We start from the raw sequence: 25,969 nt of genomic DNA, 5'->3' as shown, positions 1-25,969 counted from the left end.
AAATTCGGCACCAATCATCACGAGAACTTTTTCCCTTCTTCCGTTATCTTCTGGTACTCGTTGTTGGCTGCGGTCAGCCTCTCCTGAAGTGTGCGCACGGCGGCTCGGCCCTGCTCGGCCGAGCTGCCGGGCTTCACCTCGTTCAACAGAGCCTTCACCGTGGGCGTGTTCATGGCCGGTGTATACGGTTTATTGGGGTCCAACAGGTGCTCGACATAGTTGAGCGCCATCGAGATGGTTCTCACGTTCTCGAAAGCTCGGAGGAGCCTGTTCTGATATTCCTGTTCCTCGGGGCTGAGATTCACCTCATCTGAATCTGAGTCCATGACCGCTCATCCGTTCTGTGAGGACTGTTCGCACGTCCAGCGGATTTGTCGTCCCAGCCTATGGCTCTTTCATCGGGTTCACCTGGCAATGGCCCGACGACGTGGACGTCAGCCGCATCGCGACGCAGGCCGGGTCGAGGGCGGCGGCAAGGTGGACGTATGCGTCGGCGTCGTGGCGGTGCCGAACCGCGCAGCTGGCGGCGGGTGGCAGGAACGAACCTCAGGGCCGTCGTGGATCATCGATGGGCCGGTAGCCGTGGCGTGCGGCAACCTCCGAACTGGCAGTGCAGCCGTTCTGAATGTGGATTTACTGCCTCGCGCTCTCACCCTCAGCCTGCTCGTGGCGCCGCTGCAGCCTGAGGTCCACGCGCCATCGCTCGTGCTTCTGCAACACGGAACTCAGGCGGCCAGGTTCACCGCGGCTTTGCCATGATTGGCCCATGCCGTATGCCGTGGACGAGTCGTGGGACATCATCGTGGACTGGCTGGGCCGGCATTCCCCGGTCGAGTTGGCCCTGATCCGGCCGCCAGCGGCTGAGGACGACATTCGCGACGCCGTACAGAGTGTGAGCACGGCTCTACCGAACGATCTCCTCGCCTGGTGGCGGCGGGCGGACGGGCAGGCCGGCAAGGGCAACCTACTGCCGCCCCTCTACTCGCCTTACTCGATACGGCGGGCCCTGGACAGCCGCGATGTGTGGATGTCGGCCTGGAACGGGGTGATGGAGGAGGCGTCCGCGGACCAGTTCGCCGCATACGTGGCGCGGGAGGATCGGGCGCCAGCGGGCTCACCCTGCAAGGGTGCCTGGCTGCCGACCTGGTTGCCGATTGCCGGCGACGGAGGTGGCAACGATCTCTTCGTCGACCTGCGGCCCGGTCCAGCCCACGGTTGCGTACGACAGTTCCTCCGCGACGACGGGGCAGGTGACACCGCGTGCTGGAGCAGTGTGGCGGCGATGCTCGCCGAGGTTGCCGACGCACTGACGCAGGGCATCCCCGTTTCTGGAAGCCGGATCTGGGTCGACGATGACGGCGCGATGTCCTGGGACAGCGACCGAAGTCGCTGGTCTGGCGGCGGCAGCGCACCGGTGAACGTGGCGAGACTGCGTCAGCGGTACGCCGCCTTCGTGGTCGAGGTGCGGTCGGCAGGCTTTGGTCCGCCAACGCCCGGCTCGTGGTCGGCCGAGTGGATCGCCGCACACGTCGCGCGCAACACCGAACTGCTCATCGCCGCCACCCAGGCGGTCCTCGCCGACGACCCGGCCGGCCGCGAACAGCAGCGGGCCGCAGCGTGGGCCGCGCAGGACCGGACGCTGCACCGTGAGCTGATGGCTTCCGCGAAGCGAGCCGCCGCCAACATCCGCTACGACAACTCCGACGCGATGGACCCGACCACACTTGATCGCTACGCCGCCAGCGGGCTCGCCGCGCTCGCCGACCAGGTCGAGCAGCTCGGCGCGCACCTGTGCGATCTGGTCGAGCCCCTCAATCGGGGCCGACCATCCGCCCACGTCCGCATCGTCGACGCGGGCGTCACCATCATCGACGAACGACAGGGCTGGTTGGGAGTGCTCAACGCGTTGTCGGCACGCCAACTGCCGCTCCGCACCCGCCAGCTACGCGCACTACGCTGACCTCCACGGTGCATAACGGCGGCACCGCCGCAATGACGAAGGGGGTGACGAGCCGCTGGCCCGTCACCCCCGAAACGTACGCACCAGGGCGTGGTTACTTGCCGCCACCGGCCCGGAACGCCAGCCAGGCGTCGCTCATCCGGTCCGCCTGTCCCGCCGTGAACATGTTCATGCAGGAGTCCTGCGTGTAGTCCATGAAGTTGTGGATCGGGTCCAGCCCCGGCGCGGTGCAGGTGTCCGCGCCCACCGGGCAGTTGAACTGCGGCGCCGCCTCCCGCGGAGTGTCCGCGACGTAGTCGCCGGAAGCGGAGCACCCGTGCGCGAAGGTGTGCTCCAGCATCAGCCAGTGCCCCACCTCGTGCGTCAGCGTGTCACCCAGGGCGTACTTGCCCGCCGTTCCGCCCGGCATCGACTCGTCCAGCATCACCACGCCGTCGATGTAGTCCCGGCCGTTGTTGTAGCCCTTCGGGAAGTACGCCCAGCCGAGGAGCCCGCCGCCGATGTTGGCCGCGTACACGTTCAGGGTGCGGGCGTCGCCGGTGTACAGCGCCTTCTTCATGTCCCGCTCGTTCTTGCCCGGCACGACCGTGTACCAGTCGCTGTTCACCGTCCACGTCGTGTCGACGAGCGAGAAGCGGAACGGCGTGTCAGAGGCGTCCGCCGCCGTGCGGCCCGCGAACGAATCGTTGAGCACCGTCATCTGCGCCGCGATCAGGGTGTTCCACCGGTTCGTCTCGGCCGCGCTGAGCGGGTGATCGGAGACCATGTGGAAGACCGTGGGGATCGTGACGCTGCCGTTGGCCAGGCGCGGCGAGTCCTTGATCACGCCGTAGGCGTTCGCCTCGTTCTTCGAGTACAGCTCCGGCTCCTGAGCGGTGGCGCCCTCGCTCACCCGGGCCGCGCTGTGCCCCTCGGCACCCGGCTCACACGCCGCGACGCCTGCGGAGGCGGCCACGGGCGCTGCCGCGCTCACCGCCGCGGAGGCTCCGCCGGCCGCCAGGAATGTCGCAGCGGTAGCGGTCAGGGCTGCCAGTTGAAACGTCGATCTCCTGCGCATCGTCACCTCTGGGAATGTAGGACGGGATGGACGACGGTCGCCGCGACCAGGTCACTGACGTCGTCGTCTCGGTATAAGAACACGCCGGTGGCGTTAACAACAGGCCCGAGAGGGAGCCCGACAGATCCGGGCCTCGATCGGAGCATCCCCCTGTGGGCGATTTTGGGGCCGTAAACTCGTGGCTGTCACCACCCGCGTGCCGGCTACCATCCCGGTGATGGCGGACTTTGTGCATGTCACCGTGGCGAGGTCGGCTCGGCACATCCAGCCTTCGGGGATCGCCGCGCGCAGCCACGGGCGGGCCGGCGGACGGGGCGTGTACTGCATGCCGGTGCTGCCGTCGTTCACTCTCACGCATCAGTGGGTGCGTGAGTTGCGGCGCTGGCACTCGGCCGTGCTGGTCGCGGTGCATCTGCGGTTGCCCGACGACGAGCCGGTGACCGTCGACCGCTACAACGCGCCACCGCGCGAGGCCACCGCCGCGCAGGCGGTCGCGGTGGTGCGCGAGCTCGACGATCCGCGCGGCTACGAGGTGTTCGTGCCCCGTTCGATCCGCGCCGCCGAGGTACGACGGGTCCGTGATGTTCCGCAGGGAGTGGGTTGGCGGTACCTGCCGGGCGCGACGGCCCTGTCCGTGCCCGTCCTGTCTGCCGTGCGGGGCGTTCGGCGAGCTGGGCCGGGGCCGGCACGGCGGTGCCGAGGAGCTGGCCTACCTGGCCGATCATCCCGATCCGCACGTACGCGACACCCTCGAAAGCGTCCTGCGAAGGTATCGCGGCCGCGAAGCGCGTCGGCTACGCAAGCGGTTGCAGTTGGCCGCTTCACCGGTGGCGGACTCGGACCCCTGCTGAGAGTGCGCCCCAACCCGCGGTGGCATCGCCTCGGCCTGCTGATCGGCTCTGCTCAGCTCTGGCTCAACGGGTCGGTGTCGTCCTCGAGGTCACCGAGGAGCGACTCGGGCGCACGCATGCGCCACGCGTCGGTGACGAGTTCGGTGAGACGATCGACGCTGACCTGGGGCAACCGCAGCATGACCAGGGGCAACCCGTCGTACGCCGGCGTGGTGAAGAAGAGCTCGGGTTCGCCGAGGAGCAGGGCCTGCTTCTCCGCTTCGTCGCCGACATACAGCACCGCGATATCGGTCCGGATGCGGCGCGGCGCGCCGGGCCTGCGCTCGGGATAGGACCAGACGAACCCTTTGTCGGCGACCCGGAAATCGAAGCCGTCACTGTCGATCTCGATCACATAAGGCAGCGCCAGCGCCAGCTGGCGAACATCGTCGGCGTCAGCCATCGAGGTCGCTCCAGGACCACGCCACCCGCATCCGTACACCTTAACCACCGCGCCGTCGCGGCCTTGCACGGTACGGCTCGTCGGGGTCGGGAGGGTCAGCCGCGCAGCAGCCCATCGATCGCCTGGCGCACGCGGGGCCACTCGTCGGGAAGCGCGTACGTGGCCGCGTGGAGCAGGTCGAGCGGTTCGTCCACGTGCCGACCCGGCGGGGCGGTTGCGGCGTAGAGGCCGTTGATCGCCGAGCGGGCCTCAGCGTCGCCGGTGGCCAGCGACCGGAACATCCGCGTACGCACCTCCGGGGCGAGTGGCACCCCACGCTCGATCGAGTCCACCGTTGATGCCACGGCTTCCGGGTCACTGAAGGTGAACCTGCCGGCGAGAGTCCGCGCGACCAACGCGAGCGCGGCCCGACGCGCGTGCTCGGGCGCGCTCCGCAGCCGGGCGTCCAGGTCGGGGTCCTGGTTCCCGAGCCGGCCCGGCGGCGTCGGATCGCTTGGGATGTCGCCGATCATCACGGCGGGGCCGGGCTCCTCGAAGCCGTCGACCCAGCCGACGTCGAGCCGGACGCCGGTGCGCCGCTCGACGAGCGCCATCGCCTCGGCGCTGAAGTCGGCGCCCGCCAGGTCGCCGGCGTCCCACCGGCGCCGGGCTTCCCGCAGCCCGCCCAGGTCGTTGTCGAGCACGTCCGGTTGTTCACCGTGGCGCCGGCCGGGGTCGTTCTTGTCCACCCACGCCAGGACCTTCCCGTAGACGGCGTAGCTGATGCCCCCGTTGCCGTTGATGGTCCAGTCGACGTTGTGCACGCGGGCGCCGTCGCTGAGCCACCGCAAGACCTCCCGACGGGCTCCCTCGAAGCCGCTGGGCTGGAACATCACCACGGCCGGACCGACCTGGGTCAGGTACGCCACCTTCGACTCGTCGGGCATCCCGGGCCGGAAGTCGTTGACGTGCGGAAAGTGGATCTCGGTCAGGTCGACGCGCTGGCCGCGCAGCCGGCGCAGGACGACGTCCTCCGTGACCGGCTCGCTCGCCGGCTGGATCACCGTCCAGCTCAGGCCTTCGGCGTGCCAGGGGCGCTCGTGGAGGAACTGGCGGTAGTACGCGACCACGTCGTCGGGCATGCCGGGCAGACTAACGCTCGGTGCCCTCGCGCGCTGACCTGCTTGCGTCGGACCTGGGTCCGGTGCGGGTGACGGGCCCCGCCGGGGTCCCGGCGCGGCCCGTCCCCGGCGTTCAGCTCTTGACCGAGCCCGCCATCAGGCCGCCGATGAACCAGCGGCCCAGCAGGATGTACACGACCAGCGTCGGCAGGGACGCGATCAGCGCGCCCGCCATCGACGCCGCGTAGTCGGGTGACTGGGCGCCGGCCAACGCGTTCAGGGCGATCGTGATCGGGCCGTTCCGCGTGTTCGACATGAAGATCGCAAAGAGGTAGTCGTTCCAGGCCGACGTGAACTGCCAGATGATCGTCACCACGAAGCCGGGCGCGGACAGGGGCAGGATGACCGAGGCGAAGGTGCGCAGCATGCCCGCGCCGTCGACCCGGCTGGCCTCGATGAGCTCGACCGGGACCGTCGTCGCGTAGTAGTTGCGGAAGATCAGCGTGCAGATCGGGATGCCGTAGACGCAGTGCACGAACACCAGCGTCGGGATGCCCGGCGGTAGGCCGATCTCCTGCACGATCTGTCGTAGCGGGATCATGACCGCCTGGTACGGGATGAACATGCCGAACAGGATCAGCGTGAACACCACGTCGGCCCCGGGGAAGCGCCACCGGGACAGCACGAACCCGTTCGCCGAGCCGAGCAGCGATGAGATCAACGCGACCGGGATGGCCAGCTCGAACGTGCGGACGAACGACGGTCGCAGCGAGGTCCACGCCTTCTCCCACGACGCGAACGTCCATTCCGACGGCAGGTTCCACTGCCCGTTGACGCCGATCTCGCGCCCGGACTTCAGGCTCGTCACGATCAGGACGTAGGCCGGCATCAGGATGATGATCAGGAAGACGAGCAGGAGCGCGTACGTGACGCCCCGGCTGATCGGCGACCGGGCGTGGACGGAACCCCGGGGCCGCCGTCTCGTCGGCGCCGGACCGACGGCGGTGCCGGGCGTGGGGGTGACGGTGCTGGTGGTCATGAGCGGCGCTCCACCCGGTTGTTGTAGATGAGGTAGGGCACGATCACGATGGCCACCAGGAGCAACAGGATGATGGAGATCGCCGCCGCCTTGGCGTAGTCACTGGTCAGCAGCGCCTGCCAGACGTACACGGCGGGCACCTCGGTGATCCACTGCGCGCCGGAGACCGACATGATGAGGTCGAACATCTTCATCGACATGTGGCCGAGGATGATCAGCGCGGAGAGCGCGGTCGGCGTGAGCTGGGGGAAGAGCACATGTCGGTAGAGCTGGTAGGTGCTGGCTCCGTCGACGGCGGCGGCCTCGCGCAGCTCGGCCGGTATGCCGCGGAAGCCCGACAGGAACAGCGCCATCACGTATCCGGACAGCTGCCAGATCGCCGGTAGCGCCATCGCCGCCATGCCCCAGTCCGGGTCGGTCCACCACGGGTTCTGCAGGAACCCGAGGTGCAGGTCGACGAAGATGCGGTTCAGGCCGCCCGCCGCGTCGTCGGTGCCCGAGTTCATCAGCCACCGCCAGACGACGCCGCTGGCGACGAACGAGATGGCCATCGGGAAGAGGTAGACCGCGCGGAGGAATCCCTCGCCGCGTACGCCGCGTTCGAGGAGGAACGCCCAGAGCAGGCCCATCACCAGCGCGCCGATGATGAACACGACGGTGAAGATGAGCAGGTTCTTCAGCGAGTGGACGAACCGGCCGTTGATGTCTTCGGTGAACAGGTCGGTGAAGTTCTTGAGCCCGACGAAGCCCTTGTTGCCCAGGGCGTTGTGCTCGTCGCTCAGCGACAGCTTCACGGTCCAGCCGATCAGGCCGTACACGAAGATCGCCAGGAGGACGAGGGAGGGTGACAGCAGGAGCAGACCCGGCGCCCATCGGCGTAGCTTCGCGCGGGTGGCTCCGGGCCTGCGTCGGGGTCGGGTCGTCGATGAGGGGGTGGTGGTCACGGGTCCTCCGTCACGCCCGCGGCGGAGCAGGCCCGACCCGAGGGCGGGCCCGCTCCGTCGCGGCGGTCGTACCTGTCTACTTGCCCGCGAACTGCTTCGCGGCGGCGACGAGTGCCTTCTGCAGGCTCGCGACGTCGCCGTCGCTGGAGAACTTCCCCTGCGCCGAGGCGACCGCACCCTGCCAGCCCTGGGAGCAGGCCGAGCCGTGCGGGCACGACGGGACCGGGACGCCCTTGGCCCAGTCGGCGATCGCCGCCTGCTGGTAGGCCGGGTAGTCGGTGGCGACCGCGTCGGTGCGGGCCGGGATGGAGCCCTTCTTGGTGTTGAAGGCCTTCTGGCCGGCAGCGCTACCCAGCGTCTTCAGCCAGCACTTGGTGCCCTCCGGGTTCTTCGCGCCCTTCGGCAGCACGAACGAGTCCGCCAGCCACTGGTAGGCGTTGCCATTGCCCGGGAAGACCGAGTAGCTGTAGTCCTTGAAGCCCTTGGCGTCGAGGTCCGCGGCCTCCCAGTCACCCATGAGCTGGTAGGCGGCCTTCCCATCCATGACGAGCTTTTCCGCGTCCGTCCAGTCGAAGGTGTCGCGGTCCTTGTTGGAGTACGACAGCAGCTTCTTGTAGTCGTTGATCGCGGTGGTGACGTCGGCACCGCCCCAGTCCGTCTGGCCGTTCCACAAGCCGGTGAACTTCTCCGGGCCGAGGTCGCTGATCAGCACCGCCTCGAACAGCATCTGCTGTGTCCAGTCCTTGCCGAGGGCAAGCGGCGCGGCGACGCCGTTCGCCTTCAGCGTGTCGAGCTGGGTGAAGAACTCCGGCAGGTCCTTCGGCGCCGCGGTGATCCCCGCCTCGGCGAGAACCTTCTTGTTCGCCCACAGGACGTTGGCGCGGTGAATGTTCGCCGGCACCGAGTAGATCTTGCCGTCGACGGTCAGGCTGTCGATGAGGCCCTTGGGGAACGCGCTCGTGAGGCCCCACTCCTGGTACTGCGCGGACAGGTCCTCGATCTGGCCGGCCTTGATGTAGTCCGACAGTTCCGCGCCGGCATGCGCCTGGAAGGTGTCCGGCGGGTCGCCCTGCTGAAGCCGGGAAGCCAGCACCTGCTTGGCGTTGGAGCCGGCGCCACCGGCCACCGCGCCGTTCACGAACTCGTACTGCGAGCAGTCGGTCTTGAACTGGGCGACAAGCCCGTCGAGGCCGGCCTTCTCACCGCCGTCGGCCCACCAGGTGAAGACCTCGACCTTCTTGTTGTCGCCGCTGCCGCTGCCGTCGCCGTCGTCGGCGCCGCAGCCGCTGGCCACGAGGGCCAGGGCGACACCGGCGGCGGCGAAGGCCGCGCGAGTCCTGAAGCGCATTCGTCCCTCCATCAAGGGTGTGACAGGTGACGCGAGGTGTGAGGGTCTGATCGAACATGTTGAAGCTTGCGCGATGCCCTCACCGGGACCTTCGTCCGCAGGGGATGTTCTGTCAACTCCCGACATCCGGGTTGTGACAACCCTGCAATCGGCACGGTCGTCGCGGTAGATCTCGGCGTCCCGCCCGCTGCGCAACCGGTTCCTGGCCAGGCATATCGCCGGCACCGGCGGAGCGTCGCCCGAGTGCCGGTGCGCGCCGGTCGACATCGGAGAAGGCGGGCGGTCCGTCCGGTGCGGAGCACGGATTCCAACCGACTCGCGGCTGGAGCGTGCTGCCGGCGGGCGTGCGCGGTGTGCGGCCGATTCCGCCGGAAAGACCCGCGGTACGACCCGCGTGTGGCGGCGTCCGCCGCGCCCACTGTGGTCGCCCGGCGAACTGCTCGCATTCCCCGTCATGGGATCCGTGATTCTTGAATTCGCGCTGTGGCGCCGTCGGTCGAGTCGGATTCTGTAGCTAATTCCCTTAACTGGCGGTGATGCCGGGATCGCGGCCGAGGATATGCGACAGGTGCCGTATAGCGTGACCGATTCCCGTCGACCGGCGTTCACGTGCCGTACTCCGGAGTGGATACCCGGTGGCCTGCGAGTAGGGGGATGTTGAACGGCGGATAGGGGTGTTCGGGGATGTGCCGCCGCCGGTAATGTCACCAGCGGGGATAGATGTAGTCCACTTCGTGGCAATGGGGGCGGATTCTCTACGCCCTTTTCCATGGCGTGAATACGGCGCAAGTTTTGCTTGCTTACGACCCTGCTGATCCCGTGAAAAAACGTCGGAACGAGCCGGATGGGTAGCATGTCGGTGCCAGGGCGAGACAATACACATGAGAGGCGGGCCGGCTCATCGGGATTCCCGAGGGTGCTGACCGGATCCGCCACTCGGTCGCCAAAAGTCAGGACCCTCGTCGACCATTTCCGTGCCCGTCTCCTGGACCGTCCGGACGCGTGGACGTACCGATTCCTGGTCGACGGCGAGGATGACGAGCTCGTCATTTCCAACGCCGACTTGGACCGGCGGTCGCGGGCCATCGCGGCCACCCTGCGCGGACGCGTGAGCGAGGGCGACCGGGCGCTCATCGTCTGCCCCCCGGGCCTGGACTATCTCGCCTCGTTCCTGGGCTGCCTGTACGCCCGGGTCATCGCCGTACCGGTGTATCCGCCGAACCCGGTGCTGCTCAAGCGGACCCTGCCGCGGCTGATCGGCGTGATCGAGGACGCGCAACCCGCCATCGTGCTGGCCCCGGCGGAGATCACCGCGATGGCCGGCCAGATCACCGCGCTCGCACCGGCGCTGGGCTCGCTGAGGTGGGAGGCCGTCGACCGGATCGACCCGGCGGTCGCCGACCACTGGCGGGAGCCTGACCTCGACGGCGCGGACATCGCCTTCCTCCAGTACACCTCCGGCTCCACCGGCCGGCCGAAGGGCGTCGTGCTCAGCCACCGCAATCTGCTGGCCAACCTCGCGGTGACCAATGAACGCTTCGTGACCGACGTCGAGGACACCCGGCTGGTCAGCTGGCTGCCGCCGTACCACGACATGGGGCTGATCGGGGCCATGCTGCAGCCGCTCTACGCCGGCTTCCCCGCGACGTTCATGTCCCCGACGTCGTTCCTCAAGCGGCCCGTCCGGTGGCTGCAGGCCATCTCGAAGTACCGGGGCACGCTCAGCGGCAGCCCCAACTTCGGCTACGAGCTCTGCGTGGCCAAGACGACCCCGGAGGAGCGCGCCGCGCTCGACCTGAGCAGCTGGCGGCTGGCGTTCAGCGGCGCCGAGCCGGTCCGGGCCGAGACCATCGACCGGTTCACCGAGGCGTTCGCCAGCAGTGGGTTCCGGCGCAGCGCCTTCTACCCCTGCTACGGCCTCGCGGAGGCGACCCTCTTCGTCTCCGGCGGGCTGGCGGGGGCGGAGCCACGCATCCGGCGGGTGCGCGCCGCCGACCTCGCCGGACGCCGGGCGGTGGACGCCGGCCCCGACGAGGAGAGCCGGACCCTGGTTAGTTGCGGATCGGTCGCGGAACACCACGAACTGGCCATCGTCGACCCCGAGACTGGCACGCAGCTCGCGGCCGGGCAGATCGGTGAGATCTGGTTCGGCGGCGGGAGCGTGGCCCAGGGCTACTGGCGGCGCCCCGACGAGAGCGAGCAGGTCTTCCAGGCGCGAATCGGCGGCACCGGGGCCGGGCCCTTCCTACGCACCGGAGACCTCGGATTCGTCGACGGCCACGGGGAACTCTTCGTGACCGGCCGGCACAAGGATCTGATCATCATCGCCGGCAAGAACCACTACCCCAGCGACATCGAGTTCACCGTCGAGCAGAGCGACCCGAAGCTGCGGCCCGGCTGCGGGGTGGCCTGCTCGGTGGAGGTCGACGGCGGGGAGCAGCTCGTCGTCATCCACGAGGTCGGCGGCAACCGGTCCCAGCTCGACGCCGAGCAGGTGATCGCCGCGATCCGGGGTGCCGTCGCCCGCGAGCACGGTCTCCAGGCGCATGACGTCGTCCTGATCAAGCAGGGCAGCATCCCGAAGACCTCCAGCGGCAAGCTCCAGCGGCGCGCCGCCCGGGAGTCGTTCCGTACCGGCGGCCTGGAGGTGCTGGCCCACTGGAGCGCGGCCGATCCGGAGCGCGTCCCCGTCGGTCGGGCGGCCGCGCCGGCCACCGCCCGGGGGACCGGGCCGGCGGTGACCGGCGTTCCCTCCGCCGCCCGGCCCGGCCGGGCCGAGGTCGAACGGCGCCTGGTCGAACAGCTGGCCAGCCGGCTGAAGATCAGCCCACAGGCGGTGGACACCACCCGGCCCATCGCCACGTACGGCCTGTCCTCGGTGGACATGGTCGGGATGGTCGGCGAGCTGGAGGCCTGGCTCGGCCGTGCCCTCTCCTCGACCCTGATCTGGGAGTACCCCACCCTCGACACGCTCGCCGGTTTCCTCGCCGACCCGGCCTCCGACACCGCCGACCCGCAGGCGGGCACCGGGCCCGAGATGTCCGGCCCGGCCGGTGCGGCGGACCGGGTGGAGCAGGACGAAGCCGTCGCGATCATCGGCATCGGCTGCCGCTTCCCGGGCGGCGTGGACGGCCCGGAGAGCTTCTGGCAGCTGCTGACCGAGGGGCGCGACGCGATCCGCGAGGTGCCCGCCGACCGCTGGGACGCCGAGGAGCTGCACACCGACGATCCGGCCGTACCGGGGCGCACCACCACCCGCTGGGGCGGCTTCCTGGACCGGATCGACCAGTTCGACCCGCACTTCTTCGGCATCTCCGCCCGCGAGGCCGCCCGGATGGACCCGCAGCAGCGGCTCCTCGCCGAGGTGACCTGGGAGGCGCTGGAGGACGCCGGCGTGGCCGCCGAGGACCTGGCCGGCTCCGCCACCGGCGTCTTCATCGGCATCGCCACCAACGACTACGGGCAGTTGACCTTCGAGGACCTGGACCGGGTCGACGCGTACACCGGCACCGGCAACGCGTTCAGCATCGCGGCGAACCGCCTGTCGTACCTGCTCGACCTCCGGGGCCCGAGCATCGCGGTCGACACCGCCTGCTCGTCCTCGCTGGTCGCGGTCCACCAGGCCGTGGCCAGCCTGACCCGGGGCGAGTGCACCCTCGCCGTCGCCGGCGGCGTCAACGTCGTCCTCTCACCCGCGCTGGCGATCAACTTCAGCAAGGCCGGCGCGATGGCCGGCGACGGGCGCTGCAAGACCTTCGACGCCCGGGCCGACGGCTACGTCCGGGCCGAGGGCGCCGGCGTGGTCATCCTCAAGCCGCTGTCCCGCGCGGTCGCCGACCAGGACCCGATCTACGGGGTGATCCTCGGCGGGGCGGTCAACCAGGACGGCCGGACCAACGGGCTGATGGCGCCGAACCCGCACGCCCAGGAGGCGGTGCTGCGCCACGCGTACGAGCGGGCCGGCGTGCCACCGGAGCAGGTCGGGTACGTCGAGGCGCACGGCACCGGCACCCTGCTCGGTGACCCGATCGAGGCCAAGGCCCTGGCCGCCGTGGTCTGCGCCGACCGGGACCCGCAGCGGCCCCTGCTCATCGGCTCGGTCAAGTCCAACCTCGGGCACCTGGAGGCCGCCGCCGGCATCGCCGGTCTCATCAAGACCGCGCTGGTCCTGCGGCACCGGGAGATCCCGCCGAGCCTGCACTACGAGCAGCCCAACCCGCACATCCCGTTCGCGCGGCTCGCCCTGCGGGTGGCCGACACCCGCCAACCGTGGCCCACCGGGGACGCGCCGGCCGTGGCCGGGGTGAGTTCCTTCGGCTTCGGCGGCACCAACGCGCACCTGGTCCTTCGCGAGCCGCCCCGGCCCGCCCCGACGGCCGGTGCGGCTGCGGCGACCGGTGCGCCGGCCACGAACGGCCGCGGCAGCGCCCACGGCGCGGCGACCACCGCCGGCACGCCGGCCGGCGCGGGCGTGGCCCGGCTGCTGGCCATCTCCGCCCGTACCCCCGAGGCGCTGCGCGAACTGGCCGGGCGGTACGCCGACCGGCTGGCCGCGCTGGACGCCGGCCCGGACCTCGCCGCCGCCTGCGCCGCCGCGGCCGTCCGCCGTAGCCATCACGAACATCGGCTGGCCTGCGTCGGCGACTCGCCCGCCCCACTGCGCGACGCCCTCGCCGCGTACGCGTCCGACGAGGAGCGGGCCGGGCTGTCCTGGGGCAGCCGGCGGTTGGGCCGGCGGCCGAAGCCCGTCTTCGTCTTCTCCGGCCAGGGCCCCCGGTGGTGGCCGCTCACCGACGACCTGCTCGCCGTCCCGGCCTTCCGGGATCCCCTCGAGCAGTGCGCCCGGGCGTTGCGGCAGTACGTCGACTGGTCCCTGCTCGACCTGGTCACCGGCCGGGCCGACGAGAAGCTGCTGAGCGACCCCGCCGTGGCCCAGCCGGCGCTGACCGCCGTGCAGATCGCGCTGGCCGCGCTCTGGCGCTCCTGGGGCGTCGAGCCGGCCGCCGTGGTCGGGCACAGCGTCGGCGAGGTGGCCGCCGCCCAGGTGGCCGGCGCGCTGAACATCCCGGACGCGATGCGGGTCGCCTGGCAGCGCGGCCGGGTCATCCGGGCCGCCATCGGCAACGGCCGGATGGCCGTGGTCGGGCTCCCGCTGGACCACACGCAGCGGCTGCTCACCGAGCGCCGGCCGGGTGCCGTCTCGGTCGCCGCCAGCAACGGCCCGGAGTCCACCGTGCTCTCCGGCGACGGTCCGGCGCTGGCCGCCCTCGCCGAGGCGCTCCAAGCCGAGGGGATCTTCTGCCGGCTGCTGGAATCGGTCGACTACGCCTCGCACAGCCCGCAGATGGAACCGCTGCGCGCCGAACTCGCCGCGCTGCTGGACGGGCTCACCCCCCGGCCCGGCACGGTGCCGATCATCTCCACGGTCACCGCCCGGCCGATCGACGGCACCGCGCTGGACGCCGGCTACTGGGCCACCAACCTGCGGGAACCGGTCCTCTTCGACGTCGCGGTCACCGGCCTCGTCGACGCCGGACACGACGTCTTCGTGGAGATCTCCCCGCACCCCGTGCTCGGCGACCCGGTCACCGAGCGGATCGCCCGCCAGCAGCGCGACGCAGTCGTCGTCGCCTCGCTGCGCCGCGACGAGGCCAGCCACGCCACCATCCTCGGCGAGCTGGGCCGCCTCTACACCGCCGGCTACCCGGTCGACTGGCGCCGCGTCCACGGGCCGGCCGTGCCGATGGTCGCCCTGCCGACGTACCCGTGGCAGCGGGAGCGGCACTGGCTCACCGACGAGCACCCGCGTCCGCGCCGGACCGGCCACCGGGGACACCCGGTGCTGGAGACGTACGTCCGCGCCGCCGGTGAGCCGGGCGCACACCATTTCACCGCCCGGATCGACCTGACCGGGTTCGGCTACCTGCGTGACCACGTGGTCGAGGACACCCCCGTCCTGCCGGCCAGCCTGCTGCTGGACGCCGCCCTGTCGGCCGCCCGGCGGCTGCTGGACGACCCGACCGCCGTCGTCGAGCGAATCGAGCTGACCCGGGTCACCGTCGTCGACGAACTGGCCGAGGAGGACAACCTCCAGCTCGTCCTGCTGCCCGAGGCCGGCACCGGCGGTGCGCTGCGGATCTACCACCGCGGCCCCGCCCAGCCGGACGGAACCTGGACCGAGGTGGCCCACGGCCGGTACGGCACCGGTCCCGGTCCCACCGCGGGCCGGCCGGACGCGATCCCGGCCGCCGACCCGCTGGCCACCGTACGGGCCCGCTGCGCCCAGCCCCTGGAGACCACCGAGCACTACGCCCGGCTGGCCCGCTCCGGACTCCGCTACGGCCCCGCGTTCCAGGGCATCGGCGCGGTCCGACGGGGCGAGCACGAGGCAATCGCCGAACTGCGTGACCCGGTCGAGCTGACCGGCGACCGGGACCCGTACCTGGTCCACCCGGCGCTGCTGGACAGCTGCCTGCAGGTGCTGGCGGCGGCCCTGGCCGACGACGGAACCGACGCCGGGACGTACCTGCCGGTCGGGGTGGAACGCTTCCGCCTCGCCGCCGAGCCGGCCGTACCCAGGTGGGCGCACGCGGTGGTCGACCGGGCCGGCGTCGGGGCGCCGGAGATCACCGGCGCCCGGGTGGTGCTCTACGACGCGGCCGGCACCCCGGTGGGGGAGATCGCCGGGATCGGCCTGCGGCGGCTGGCCGGCTCCGGCGCAGCCGACCCGGTCGCCGAGTCCCTGCTGGAACTGTCCTGGCAGGAGACGGCCGACCCGCCGGAGGAGAGCGTCGCCACCACCGGCTGGTGGCTGCTGCTCGCCGGCTCCGACCCGGTCGGCGCCGAGCTCCGCGACGAGCTGGCCGGCCGGGGCGTGGCCACCGTGACCGTCGCCCCCGGGGACACGTACCGGCAGGTGGCTCCGGACCGGTACGAGATCGACCCGGCCCGCCCGGCGGACTTCGCCGCCCTCCTCACCGAGCTGCGCGCCGCCCGGCCGGAGCCCTGCGCCGGGGCGGTGCACGCGTGGAGCCTCGACGCGGCCCTCACCGAGCAGCCCTCGGACGCGGCCGGCGGGGCGGCAGAGCCGGCCGACGGCCGGGACGCCCAGCTCGACCGGATCGAGCTGCTCGGCCCGGTCGCCGTCCTGCACCTGGTCCAGGCGCTCGCCCGGGCCGCCGGCCGGTCGCCCCGGCTGGTGCTGGTCACCCGCGGCGCGCAGGTGCCGGCCGCCGAGTCCGGCATCCCCGACCCGGCCCAGGCCGGTCTCTGGGGACTGGCCCGCGTGGTCACCCTGGAACACGGCGAACTGCGTCCCACCATCGTGGACCTCGACCCGGTCGACGGGGAACGCAACGTCGCCGGTCTCGTCGACGAGCTGCTGCATCGGGCCGGCGGGGAGCAGGTGGCTCTGCGGGCCGGCCGCCGGTACACCCCCCGGCTGAGCCCCTGGCGGGCCCCCCTCCCGACCGACGCCGACCGGCGGCTGCACCCGTTCGACCGGGCCGCCGCCGACGGCAACTACCGGCTGCTGTCCGTGCAGGGCCACCTGGGCAGCCTGACCCCGGTGCTGTGGGAACGCACCCCGCCGGGCCCCGGCCAGGTGCAGATCGAGGTCACCGCCGCCGGGCTCAACTTCAACGACGTGCTCAAGGCGATGGAGGTCTGCCCCGGCGTACCCAAGGGCGTCGTGCCACTCGGCGGAGAGTGCGCCGGCCGGATCACCGCGGTCGGCGAGGGGACCACCGGCCTGCGGGTCGGCGACCGGGTGATGGCGGTCGCCCCGTCCAGCATGGCCGCGTACACCACCACCCCGGCCGCGCTGGTCGCCCGCGTCCCGGACGGCCTCACCGACGAGCAGGCCGCCGCCCTGCCGATCGCCTTCCTCACCGTGCTCTACGGCCTGGAGTACCTGGGCCACCTCGGCGAGGGCGACACCGTCCTGATCCACTCGGCGACCGGCGGTGTCGGACTGGCCGCGCTCCAGGTGGCCCGCCGCAACGGGGCCGAGGTGTTCGCCACCGCCGGCAGCGAGGAGAAGCGGGAACTGCTGCGCAGCCTCGGGGTCAAACACGTGATGGACTCCCGGTCGCTGCGCTTCGCCGACGAGGTGCTGGCCCTGACCGACGGCCGGGGCGTGGACGTCGTGCTCAACTCGCTCACCGGCGAGGCGCTCACCCGCAGCCTCGGCCTGCTCGCCCCGAACGGGCGGTTCGTCGAGATCGGCAAACAGGACATCTACGCCAACAGCCACCTCGGTCTGGAACTGCTCCGGCACAACCGGTCGTTCCTCGCCGTCGACCTGGAACGGGCCTTCGCGGAGCAGCCGAAACTGATCGCCCGCCTCTTCGCCGAGGTGCTGCGCGGGTTCGGCAGCGGCGAGTTCACCGCCCTGCCGGTCACCACCTTCGGCTATGCCGAGGCGGCCGAGGCGTTCGGCCGGATGGCGCAGGCCCGGCACACCGGCAAGATCGTGCTGCGCCCGGACGCGCGGGAGGTCGTGGCCGTAGCACCGGGGGAGGCACCCGTCCGGCCGGTGGCCACGTACCTGATCACCGGTGGTCTCGGCGCCCTCGGTCTGGAGACCGCCCGCTGGCTGGCCGACCGGGGCGCCCGGCACCTGGTGCTGGTCGGCCGCAGCCAGCCCTCGGCGGCGGCCGCACGGGTCCTCGACGAGCTGCGCGGACGTGGCGTCGACGTCCAGGTACGGCAGGCCGACATCGCCTCGTACGACGAGGTCGCGGCCGTGCTGGCCGCCGTCGACCGGGACCTGCCGCCGCTGGCCGGGATCGTGCACGCCGCCGGTGTGCTCGACGACGGGCTCCTGCTCCAGCTCGACCGGGCCCGGTTCCGCACCGTCGCCGCCGCCAAGGTGGACGGCGCCTGGCACCTGCACCGGGCCACCCTCGACAAGGACCTGGACTTCTTCGTCCTCTTCTCCTCGGCCGCCGCGCTCCTGGGCTCCCCGGGCCAGGCCAACTACGCCACCGCCAACGCGTTCCTGGACGCCCTCGCGCACCGGCGCCGGGCCCAGGGCCGGGCCGCGCTGAGCGTCAACTGGGGTCCGTGGTCGGAAGCGGGCCTGGCGGCCCGCCCGGACCGGGGCGGCCAGCTCGCCGGGCAGGGCATCGCCAGCATCGCCCCGCACGACGGCATCGAGGCGCTGGACCGGCTGCTGCGCACCCCCACCGTCCAGGCCAGCGTGCTGCCCCTGGAGCACGACCGGCTCCGCGCGGCGGCCGCCGCCGGCCTGGTCCCGGCGCTGCTGGCCGACCTGGTCGCGGTGGACGCCACGGCCGCCGGCGCCCGGCACCACTCGGGCGAGGTACGCCGGCGGCTGCTCTCCGTCGAACCGGGCCGCCGCCGGCACAGCCTGCTGACCCGGCACGTCGCCGGGGAGGTCGCCCGGGTGCTCAAGGTCGACGCGGCCCGGGTGGACGTCACCGCGCCGCTGGCCAGCATGGGCATCGACTCGCTGATGTCGCTGGAGCTGCGCAAGCGGCTCGAGGTGTCGCTGGACGTCGAACTCTCCGCCACCATCGCGTGGCAGTTCCCCACCATCGACGCGCTGGTCCCCAACCTCGCCGAGCGGATGGACATCCCGCTGGAGGCCGGACCCGCGGCAGACCTGACCACGACCGGCGCCGCCCCGGCGGTCACCGCCGCCAGCACTGCGGCCACCGGGGCCGGTGCCGCGCCGACCGACGACGACCTGGCCAACGAGCTGGAGCGGCTCTCCGACGACGACGTCGAGGCGCTCCTGCTGGCCAAGCTCACCCAGATCGACGAAGGGTCTCACGGATGACCACCGGGCAGCAGGCGCAGGCAGCACCCACCTCCACCCTCAAACGCGCCTACCTCCAGCTGGAGCGGATGCAGCACCAGCTCGCGGAGCACGAGCGCATGCGTACCGAACCGGTGGCGATCGTCGGCATGGGGATGCGCTTCCCCGGCGGCGCGGTCGACGCGGAGAGCTTCTGGCGGATCCTGCGGGACGGGGTGGACGCGGTCGACGAGATCCCGGCCGACCGCTGGCCGGTCGACGAGTTCTACGACGCCGAACCGCAGCAGCCCGGGAAGATGCGCACCCGCTGGGGCGGCTTCCTGGACCGGGTCGACCAGTTCGACTACGAGTTCTTCGGCATCTCCCGCCGGGAGGCGCTGGCCATGGACCCGCAGCAGCGGCTCGCGCTGGAGGTCTCCTGGGAGGCGCTGGAGAACTCCGGGCAGGCGCCGACCGCACTCGCCGGCAGCCGTACCGGGGTGTTCCTCGGGGTGTGCAGCAACGACTTCGCCACCGAGAACTTCCCCGGCCTGGAGGACATCACCGCGTACGCCAGCACCGGCACCGCGCACAGCGTGGTGACCGGGCGGATCTCGTACGTCTTCGACTTCCGTGGCCCCAGCGTGGCGGTGGACACGGCCTGCTCGTCGTCGCTGGTGTCGGTGCACACGGCGGTGCAGAGCCTGCGCGCCGGCGAGTGCGACCTGGCCCTCGGCGGTGGGGTCAACGTGGTGCTCTCGCCGCTGCCCAGCGTGGCGTTCTCCCAGTTCCCCGGGATGGTCGCGCCGGACGGCCGGTGCAAGACCTTCGACGCCCGGGCCAACGGCTACGTCCGCAGCGAGGGCTGCGGCATCGTCGTCCTCAAGCGCCTCTCCGACGCCGTCCGGGACCGCGACCGGGTGCTCGCGGTGATCCGGGGCGGGGCGGTCAACCAGGACGGCCGCAGCTCCGGGGTGACCGCCCCCAACGGGGTGGCCCAGCGGGACGTGCTGCGCCGGGCGCTGGCGGCCAGCGGGGTGGCCGCCGAGCAGGTCTCCTACATCGAGGCGCACGGCACCGGCACCACCCTCGGCGACCCGATCGAGGTCGAGGCGCTGGCCGAGGTCTACGGCCGCGAGCAGGGCGCCCCGGTCTACCTCGGCTCCTCGAAGACCAACATCGGGCACGCCGAGGCGGCCTCCGGCATCGCCGGACTGATCAAGGTGGCGCTCGCCCTGCACCACGGCGCGATCCCACCGAACGTGCACTTCACCGAGCTGAACCCGCACATCTCCTTCGCCGGCACCACGTTCGTCGTGCCGGCCGCGCTCAGCGACTGGCCGGCGGTGGCCGAGCGGCCGATCGCCGGGGTGAGCAGCTTCGGGTTCAGCGGCACCAACGCGCACCTGATCCTCCAGGCCGCGCCGCAGCCGCCGGCCACGACCGAGGAGTCCGGCCCGGAACGGCCCCGGTCGGTGCTGCCGCTGTCGGCCAAGACCCCGAGCGGCCTGCTGGAGCTCGCCAAGCGGTACCAGCAGCGGCTGACGGACGACCCGGCCACCGCGCCGGCCGACATCTGCCACTCGGCCGGCACCGGCCGGGCCCACTTCGCGCACCGGCTGGCCGCCGTCGGCGGCTCCCGGCAGGAGATCGCCGACCAGCTCGCCGACTTCGTCGACGGGCTCCCCGGTGACCTGCCGGTGGTCGGTGAGGCCGGCCGCGACGAGGTGGTCTTCCTCTTCACCGGCCAGGGCCCGCAGCGGGTCGGCATGGCCCGCACCCTCTACCAGACCCAGCCCACCTTCCGGCAGGCCATCGACCGCTGCGACGAGATCCTGCGGCCGCTGCTGGAGGTCCCGCTGCTGGACGTGATCTACCCTGCCGACCCCGAGTCCGACCTGGTCTACCGGACCACCTACTCGCAGCCGGCGCTGTTCGCCGTGCAGTACGCCATGGCCCAGCTCTGGCGCTCCTGGGGAGTGGAGCCGGTGGCGGTGCTCGGGCACAGCTTCGGCGAGTACGTGGCGGCCTGCGTGGCCGGCATGATGAGCCTGGAGGACGGGCTGCGGCTGGTCGTCGAGCGGGGCCGGCTGATGTGGGAGCTGGCCGAGAACGGGGCGATGGTGGCGGTGTTCGCCGCCGAGGCCGAGGTCACCGAGGTGCTCGCCCCGTACGCCGACCGGGTCTCCGTGGCGGCCGTGAACGGGCCCACCACCACCTCCATCTCCGGCGAGCGGGCGGCGCTGGCCGAGATCTGCGCCGAGTTCGACCGGCGCGGCGTGAAGACCAAGCAGTTGCACATCACCACCTCGTCGCACTCGCCGCTGATCGAGCCGATCCTGCCCGGCCTGCGGAAGGCCGCCGACGCGGTGACCTTCAGCCCGCCGCGCATCCCGCTGGTCGCCAACCTGACCGGCGAGCTGTGGCCGTGGGACACCGCCCCGGACGCCGACTACTGGTGCCGGCACGCCCGCCAGCCGGTGCGCTTCGCGGCCAGCATCGACACCCTGCGGGAGCTGGGCTACCGCACCTTCGTCGAGATGGGACCGGCGCCGACCCTGCTCGGCATGATCAGCGACAACCTGCCGACCGGGGAGACCCTGCTGGCGCCGAGCCTGCGCCCCAAGCACGACGACTGGGCGGTGCTGCTCGACACGGTCGCCAAGCTCTACGCCGCCGGGGTGAACCTGGACTGGCACGGCTTCGACCGGGACTACCGGCGCAACCGGGTGCCGCTGCCGACGTACCCGTTCGAGAAGACGCACTGCTGGCAGGAGCCGCGCCGCAAGGACCGCGCGTACCGCGGCCCGGACACCACCGGCCCCGACGACCCGCCCGACGAGTACGCCGACGACGACCTGCTCTACCGGCTCGACTGGCAGCCGGTCGAGGCGCCCGTACCGGCCGAGGACGGGGCGCAGGCGCCGGCCCGGACCTGGCTGGTGCTGGCCGACGGAGCCGGGATCGGCGCCAGGTTCGCCGACGCGATGGCCGCCCGGGGCGACCGGACCGTCCGGGTGGCGCCCGGGACGGCGTACCGCTTCGACGGCGGCGCCGAGGCCGAGGTCCGCATCGACGGCCCGGCGGACCTGGGCCGGCTCCTCGACGAGCTGAAGCTCGCCGGCGGCGACCTCCAGGTGCTGCACCTGTGGAGCCTCGACGGCGACGGCGCCGACCCCGCGGACGCCGACGACCTGGATGCCGCCGCGCTGCTGCGGGCCCAGGAGCGGGGCAGCCTGAGCGCCGTGTACGCGGCACAGGCGCTGGCCCGGGCGCAGGGCCCGGAGTCGGTCCGGCTCTGGCTGGTCACCCGGGGCGCGGTGCGGCCCACCGGCACCACCGGTACGGCCCCCGGCCCGCTGCTCGGAACGGTCGCCCAATCGACACTGTGGGGCCTGGGACGGTCGTTGCAGCAGGAGCACGCCGCCCTGTGGGGCGGCCTGATCGACCTCGACCCGCACGCCGCGCCGGCGGCGCTGGCCGACCGGCTGGCCGACGAGCTCACCCGACGCGACGCCGAGGACCAGGTCGCGTTGCACGGCGACCAGCGCTACGTGGCCCGGCTGGTCCGCCAGGCGGTACCCGAGACCGGCGACACCGACGGGCCATGGCGGCCGGACGCCAGCTACCTGATCACCGGCGGCCTCGGCGGCCTCGGCCTGGCCGTCGCCCGGTCGATGGTGCAGGCCGGCGCCCGCCGACTGGTGCTGCTCGGCCGGACCGCGATCCCGCCCCGCGCCGAATGGGCCGACCTGCCCGCCGACGGCCCGGTCGCACGGCGGGTCGCCGCGGTCCGCGAGCTTGAGGCATTGGGCGCCAGCGTGCACCTGGCGTCCGCCGACGTCGCGGACGAGGCGGCCGTGCGGGCCTTCCTGGCCGTGTACGACCGGGAGGGTTGGCCGCCGATCCGGGGCGTCATCCACGCGGCCGGCACCGGCGACGTCGCTCCGCTGCTGGAGGTGACCCGGGCCGACCTGGAACGCCCCCTGCTGCCGAAGGCGGTCGGCGCCTGGGTGCTGCACCGCCTCTTCGCCGACCGGGAACTGGACTTCTTCGTCCTGTTCTCCTCGACCAGTTCGCTGCTCAGCTCCCCGTTCGTGGCCGGCTACGCCGCCGCCAACGCCTTCCTCGACGCGCTGGCCCAGCAGCGCCGCGCCGCCGGCCTGCCCGGCCTCAGCGTCAACTGGGGCATCTGGGACGGGGTCGGTCTGGCGGCCCGGGGCGCCGACGCCACCCCCGGGCTCAGCAAGGGCATGGGCGTCCTCCGCCCCGGCCAGGCGCTGCGGGTGTTCCACCGGCTCCTGCACCACGACGACGCGCAGGTCGCGGTGGTCCCGGTCGACTGGGCCGAGTGGGGCCGGCGCTACGCCGAGGTCTCCGGCTCGGCGTTGCTCGCCCCGCTGCTGCGCGGCGACGGCCCGGCCCGCCCGGCCCGACGCAAGGCCCGGGCCAGCCTGCTCCCCACCCGGGCGCAACTGCTCGCCCTCCCGGCCGACCAGCGGGCCGACACCCTCACCGCGCAGTTGGTGCTCGGCGTCGCGGCCACCCTCGGTGCCGGATCGGCGGCGGTCCGGGTGGACCAGTCGCTGTTCGACCTGGGCCTGGACTCGCTCATGGCGGTGGAGCTGAAGAACGAGATCGAGCGCCAGCTCGGCGTCTCCCTCTCCATCGCGGTGTTCCTGGAGGGCGCCACCCTGCGCACCCTCACCGACCAGATCATCAGCCGGCTGCCGGCCGTCGACGAGGACGGCACCGCGGACCCGGCCGCCATCCAGCGGGTCGAGCGCTTCGAGGACGTCGCCGCGGAACTGCTCGCCGAGCTGGCGGACCTCTCCGACGAGCAGGCGCGGGCCGTGCTGGGCCAGGAGGGGTGACATGACGGACCTCGACGCTCGGCTCGCCTCGCTCTCACCCGAGAAGCGGGCGCTGTTCGAGAAGATGCTGCGGGACCGGGGGCAGGCGCCGCCGGCCCGGCGGGAGCAGGTCTTCCCGATCTCCGTCATGCAGCAGGGCATCTGGTTCCTGGAGCAGCTCAAGCCCGGCAACCCGGCGTACCTGATCCCGGCGGCGGTGCGCATCCGCGGACCGCTGGACACCGCGCTGCTGCGGCAGGCGGTCAACGGGATCGTCCAGCGGCACGAGTCGCTGCGCACCACGTTCGAGGCGCGCGACGGACGCCCGGTGCAGGTGGTCCACCCGACCCTCGACGTCGCACTGCCCGAGGTGGACCTGCGCGGCACCGCACTCGGCGACGACGAGCTGGAGGAACGGATCGTCGGCGCGCTGCGCGAACCGTTCGACATCGCCGCCGGCCCGCTGCTGCGGCTGGCCCTGCTCCGGCTCGACACCGACGACTGCGTGCTCGGGGTGGCGATGCACCACCTCATCTCCGACGGCTGGTCGGTCGGCGTGCTGCTGGGCGAACTCTCCACCCGGTACGCCGCGCTGGTCGCCGGCGAGCAGCCGAAACTGCCCGAGTTGAGCATCCAGTACGGCGACTACGCCGTGTGGCAGCAGGACTGGCTACGCCAGGAGGACCTGTCGGCGGACCTCGCCTGGTGGCGGGAGCACCTGGCGGGCGCCCCGGCGGTGCTCGATCTGCCCACCGACCGGCCCCGCCCGGCCGTGCAGGGCTTCCAGGGCGCCTCCCACCCGTTCGAGCTGCCCGAACCGGTGCTGACCGCGCTCGGCGCGCTCGGCAAACGGCACGGCGCCACCCCGTACATGGCCCTGCTGGCCGTCTTCGCCGTGCTGCTGCACCGGCACAGCGGACAGGACGACGTGGTGATCGGCGTGCCGATGGCCAACCGGGACCGCACCGAGGTCGAGCCGCTGATCGGGTTCTTCGTCAACACCCTGCCGGTCCGGGTGGATCTCACCGGCGAGCCCACCTTCACCGAGGTGCTGCACCGGGTCCGGGACGCCTGCCTCGGCGGCTACGCCCACCAGCGGGTGCCGTTCGAGAAGGTGGTCGAGGAGCTCAAGCCGGCCCGGGACCTGAGCCGCCCCCCAATCTTCCAGGTGGGCCTGTCCTACCAGAGCGACCCGCTGCCCACCCTCGCCCTGGCCGGGGTGGCGTTCGAGCGGCTGCCGCTGCGCGCCCAGGGCGCCCGCTTCGACCTGGAGCTGCAGTTCTTCAACGACGCGGGCGGACTCAACGGCTGGTTCGAGTACGACCGCGACCTGTTCGAGGCCGCGACGATGGCCCGGCTCGCCGACCACTTCCGCCGGCTGATCGAGCTGGCGATCGCGCAGCCCGACACCCCGGTCGACCGGCTGCCGCTGCTGGACCCCGACGAGCGGCGCACCGTGCTGGCCCTGTCCCGCGGCGACACCCGACGGTGGCCGGACGCCGGCTGGGTGCACGAGCAGATCGCCGCCCGGGCCCGCCGTACGCCCGAGCTGCCGGCGCTGCGCTTCGCCGACCGGACGGTCAGCTACGGCGAACTGCTGCGCCGGGCCAACGGGCTGGCCCGGCGGCTGCGTACCGCCGGGGTCGGCCCCGGCGTGCGGGTCGGCCTGGTGCTGGAGCGCTCGGTCGAGCTGGTGGTCAGCCTGCTGGCGATCTGGCAGGCCGGTGGCGCCTACGTCCCGGTCGACCCGGGACTGCCGGCCGGGCGGGTGGCGCTGATGCTCGACGACGCCGATCCGGCGGTGGTGCTCACCCAGCGGCCACTGACCGAGAAGTTCCCCTGGGACGGCCCGCTCTGGTACGCCGACGAACTGCTCACCGAGTTCACCGACGAGGCCGTCGACGACCCGGCCACCCCGGTCCGCGGGTCGGATGTCGCGTACGTCATCTACACCTCCGGTTCGACGGGCCAGCCCAAGGGGGTGCCGAACACCTTCGCCGGCATCAGAAACCGGCTGCTGTGGATGCAGGACGCCTACGGCCTCGGCCCCGGCGACCGGGTGCTGCAGAAGACGCCGTACTCGTTCGACGTGTCGGTCTGGGAGTTCTTCTGGCCGCTGATGACCGGCGCGACACTGGTGGTGGCCCGCCCCGGCGGGCACCGGGACGGTCGCTACCTGGTCGAGATGATCCAGGCCGAGCAGATCACCACCCTGCACTTCGTCCCGTCCATGCTCCAGGTCTTCCTCCGCGAGCCGGACGTGGCGGACTGCACCAGCCTGCGCCGGGTGATCTGCAGCGGCGAGGCGCTGTCCCGGGAGCTGCAGGACCGTTTCTTCGCCCGGTCGACGGCCGAGCTGCACAACCTGTACGGGCCGACCGAGGCGGCCATCGACGTCACCGCCTGGGCCTGCCGCCGGGACGACCCGCAACCGGTGCCGATCGGCCGCCCGATCGCCAACACCCAGGTGTACGTCCTGGATCGCTTCCTGGAGCCGGTGCCGCTGGGTGTCCCCGGTGAGCTGCACATCGGCGGGGTCAACGTGGCGCTCGGCTATCTGAACCGCCCCGAGCTGACCGCCGAGCGGTTCGTCACCGACCCGTTCGCCACCG

At 72.1% G+C, this 25,969-nt stretch carries 11 protein-coding genes; 4 read left to right on the top strand and 7 right to left on the bottom strand.

Annotation, left to right across the window (positions count from 1 at the left end):
* Positions 1 to 17 precede the first annotated feature (17 nt).
* The gene (locus ONA70_RS15505) at positions 18 to 305 is read right to left on the bottom strand and encodes a hypothetical protein (RefSeq protein ID WP_265007133.1); all 288 of its coding nucleotides are present in this window, start codon (positions 303 to 305) and stop codon (positions 18 to 20) included.
* Positions 306 to 625: 320 nt separating this feature from the next.
* Here ONA70_RS15505 and ONA70_RS15500 point away from each other — a divergent pair, with 320 nt between their 5' ends.
* The gene (locus ONA70_RS15500; protein WP_265007132.1) at positions 626 to 1,960 is read left to right on the top strand and encodes an SMI1/KNR4 family protein; all 1,335 of its coding nucleotides are present in this window, start codon (positions 626 to 628) and stop codon (positions 1,958 to 1,960) included.
* Positions 1,961 to 2,054: 94 nt separating this feature from the next.
* Here the strand turns inward: ONA70_RS15500 and ONA70_RS15495 are convergent, their stop codons facing one another.
* From ONA70_RS15495 to ONA70_RS15470, 6 genes are all read right to left on the bottom strand, one after another.
* Entirely contained in the window at positions 2,055 to 2,933 is an 879-nt protein-coding gene (locus tag ONA70_RS15495) for a zinc metalloprotease (RefSeq protein ID WP_265007131.1), read from the bottom strand.
* Between the two features lie 987 nt (positions 2,934 to 3,920).
* The gene (locus ONA70_RS15490; RefSeq protein WP_265007130.1) at positions 3,921 to 4,310 is read right to left on the bottom strand and encodes an MmcQ/YjbR family DNA-binding protein; all 390 of its coding nucleotides are present in this window, start codon (positions 4,308 to 4,310) and stop codon (positions 3,921 to 3,923) included.
* 95 nt (positions 4,311 to 4,405) lie between these two features.
* Entirely contained in the window at positions 4,406 to 5,431 is a 1,026-nt protein-coding gene (locus ONA70_RS15485) for a DUF6461 domain-containing protein (protein WP_265007129.1), read from the bottom strand.
* Positions 5,432 to 5,543: 112 nt separating this feature from the next.
* Positions 5,544 to 6,449: a carbohydrate ABC transporter permease gene (locus ONA70_RS15480; RefSeq protein WP_265007128.1), complete on the bottom strand. Its 906-nt coding sequence runs from the start codon at positions 6,447 to 6,449 to the stop codon at positions 5,544 to 5,546.
* Positions 6,446 to 7,273 carry a carbohydrate ABC transporter permease gene (locus tag ONA70_RS15475; protein ID WP_265007141.1) on the bottom strand — a complete coding sequence of 276 codons (828 nt, stop codon included), beginning with the start codon at positions 7,271 to 7,273 and terminating at the stop codon, positions 6,446 to 6,448. The genes ONA70_RS15480 and ONA70_RS15475 overlap by 4 nt, the downstream gene beginning before the upstream one ends.
* A 196-nt stretch (positions 7,274 to 7,469) precedes the next feature.
* Positions 7,470 to 8,741, bottom strand: coding sequence for an ABC transporter substrate-binding protein (locus tag ONA70_RS15470; RefSeq protein ID WP_265007127.1), 1,272 nt, complete (start codon positions 8,739 to 8,741; stop codon positions 7,470 to 7,472).
* Between the two features lie 844 nt (positions 8,742 to 9,585).
* Between ONA70_RS15470 and ONA70_RS15465 the strand changes: the two genes are divergently transcribed.
* The 3 genes from ONA70_RS15465 to ONA70_RS15455 all read left to right on the top strand — a co-directional run.
* Positions 9,586 to 18,546, top strand: a complete 8,961-nt coding sequence (locus ONA70_RS15465; RefSeq protein WP_319957314.1) for an SDR family NAD(P)-dependent oxidoreductase — start codon at positions 9,586 to 9,588, stop codon at positions 18,544 to 18,546.
* Positions 18,543 to 23,378, top strand: coding sequence for a type I polyketide synthase (locus ONA70_RS15460; protein ID WP_265007126.1), 4,836 nt, complete (start codon positions 18,543 to 18,545; stop codon positions 23,376 to 23,378). Before ONA70_RS15465 ends, ONA70_RS15460 begins: the two co-directional genes overlap by 4 nt.
* 1 nt (position 23,379) lies before the next feature.
* Positions 23,380 to 25,969, top strand: a 2,590-nt coding sequence (locus ONA70_RS15455; RefSeq protein WP_265007125.1) for a non-ribosomal peptide synthetase, incomplete at its 3' end; no start/stop codon positions are given.

Source organism: Micromonospora yasonensis (genome assembly GCF_026013475.1).
Classification (GTDB): domain Bacteria; phylum Actinomycetota; class Actinomycetes; order Mycobacteriales; family Micromonosporaceae; genus Micromonospora; species Micromonospora yasonensis.
This window is presented reverse-complemented; position numbering and strand designations above follow the sequence as displayed.

Bases quoted from the DNA above. Each gene is read 5' to 3' on its own strand.
- ONA70_RS15500 (WP_265007132.1), top strand. From the start codon at position 626: ATGTGGATTTACTGCCTCGCGCTCTCACCCTCAGCCTGCTCGTGGCGC.
- ONA70_RS15470 (WP_265007127.1), bottom strand. From the start codon at position 8,741: ATGCGCTTCAGGACTCGCGCGGCCTTCGCCGCCGCCGGTGTCGCCCTG.
- ONA70_RS15460 (WP_265007126.1), top strand. From the start codon at position 18,543: ATGACCACCGGGCAGCAGGCGCAGGCAGCACCCACCTCCACCCTCAAA.
- ONA70_RS15485 (WP_265007129.1), bottom strand. From the start codon at position 5,431: ATGCCCGACGACGTGGTCGCGTACTACCGCCAGTTCCTCCACGAGCGC.
- ONA70_RS15490 (WP_265007130.1), bottom strand. From the start codon at position 4,310: ATGGCTGACGCCGACGATGTTCGCCAGCTGGCGCTGGCGCTGCCTTAT.
- ONA70_RS15480 (WP_265007128.1), bottom strand. From the start codon at position 6,449: ATGACCACCAGCACCGTCACCCCCACGCCCGGCACCGCCGTCGGTCCG.
- ONA70_RS15465 (WP_319957314.1), top strand. From the start codon at position 9,586: ATGGGTAGCATGTCGGTGCCAGGGCGAGACAATACACATGAGAGGCGG.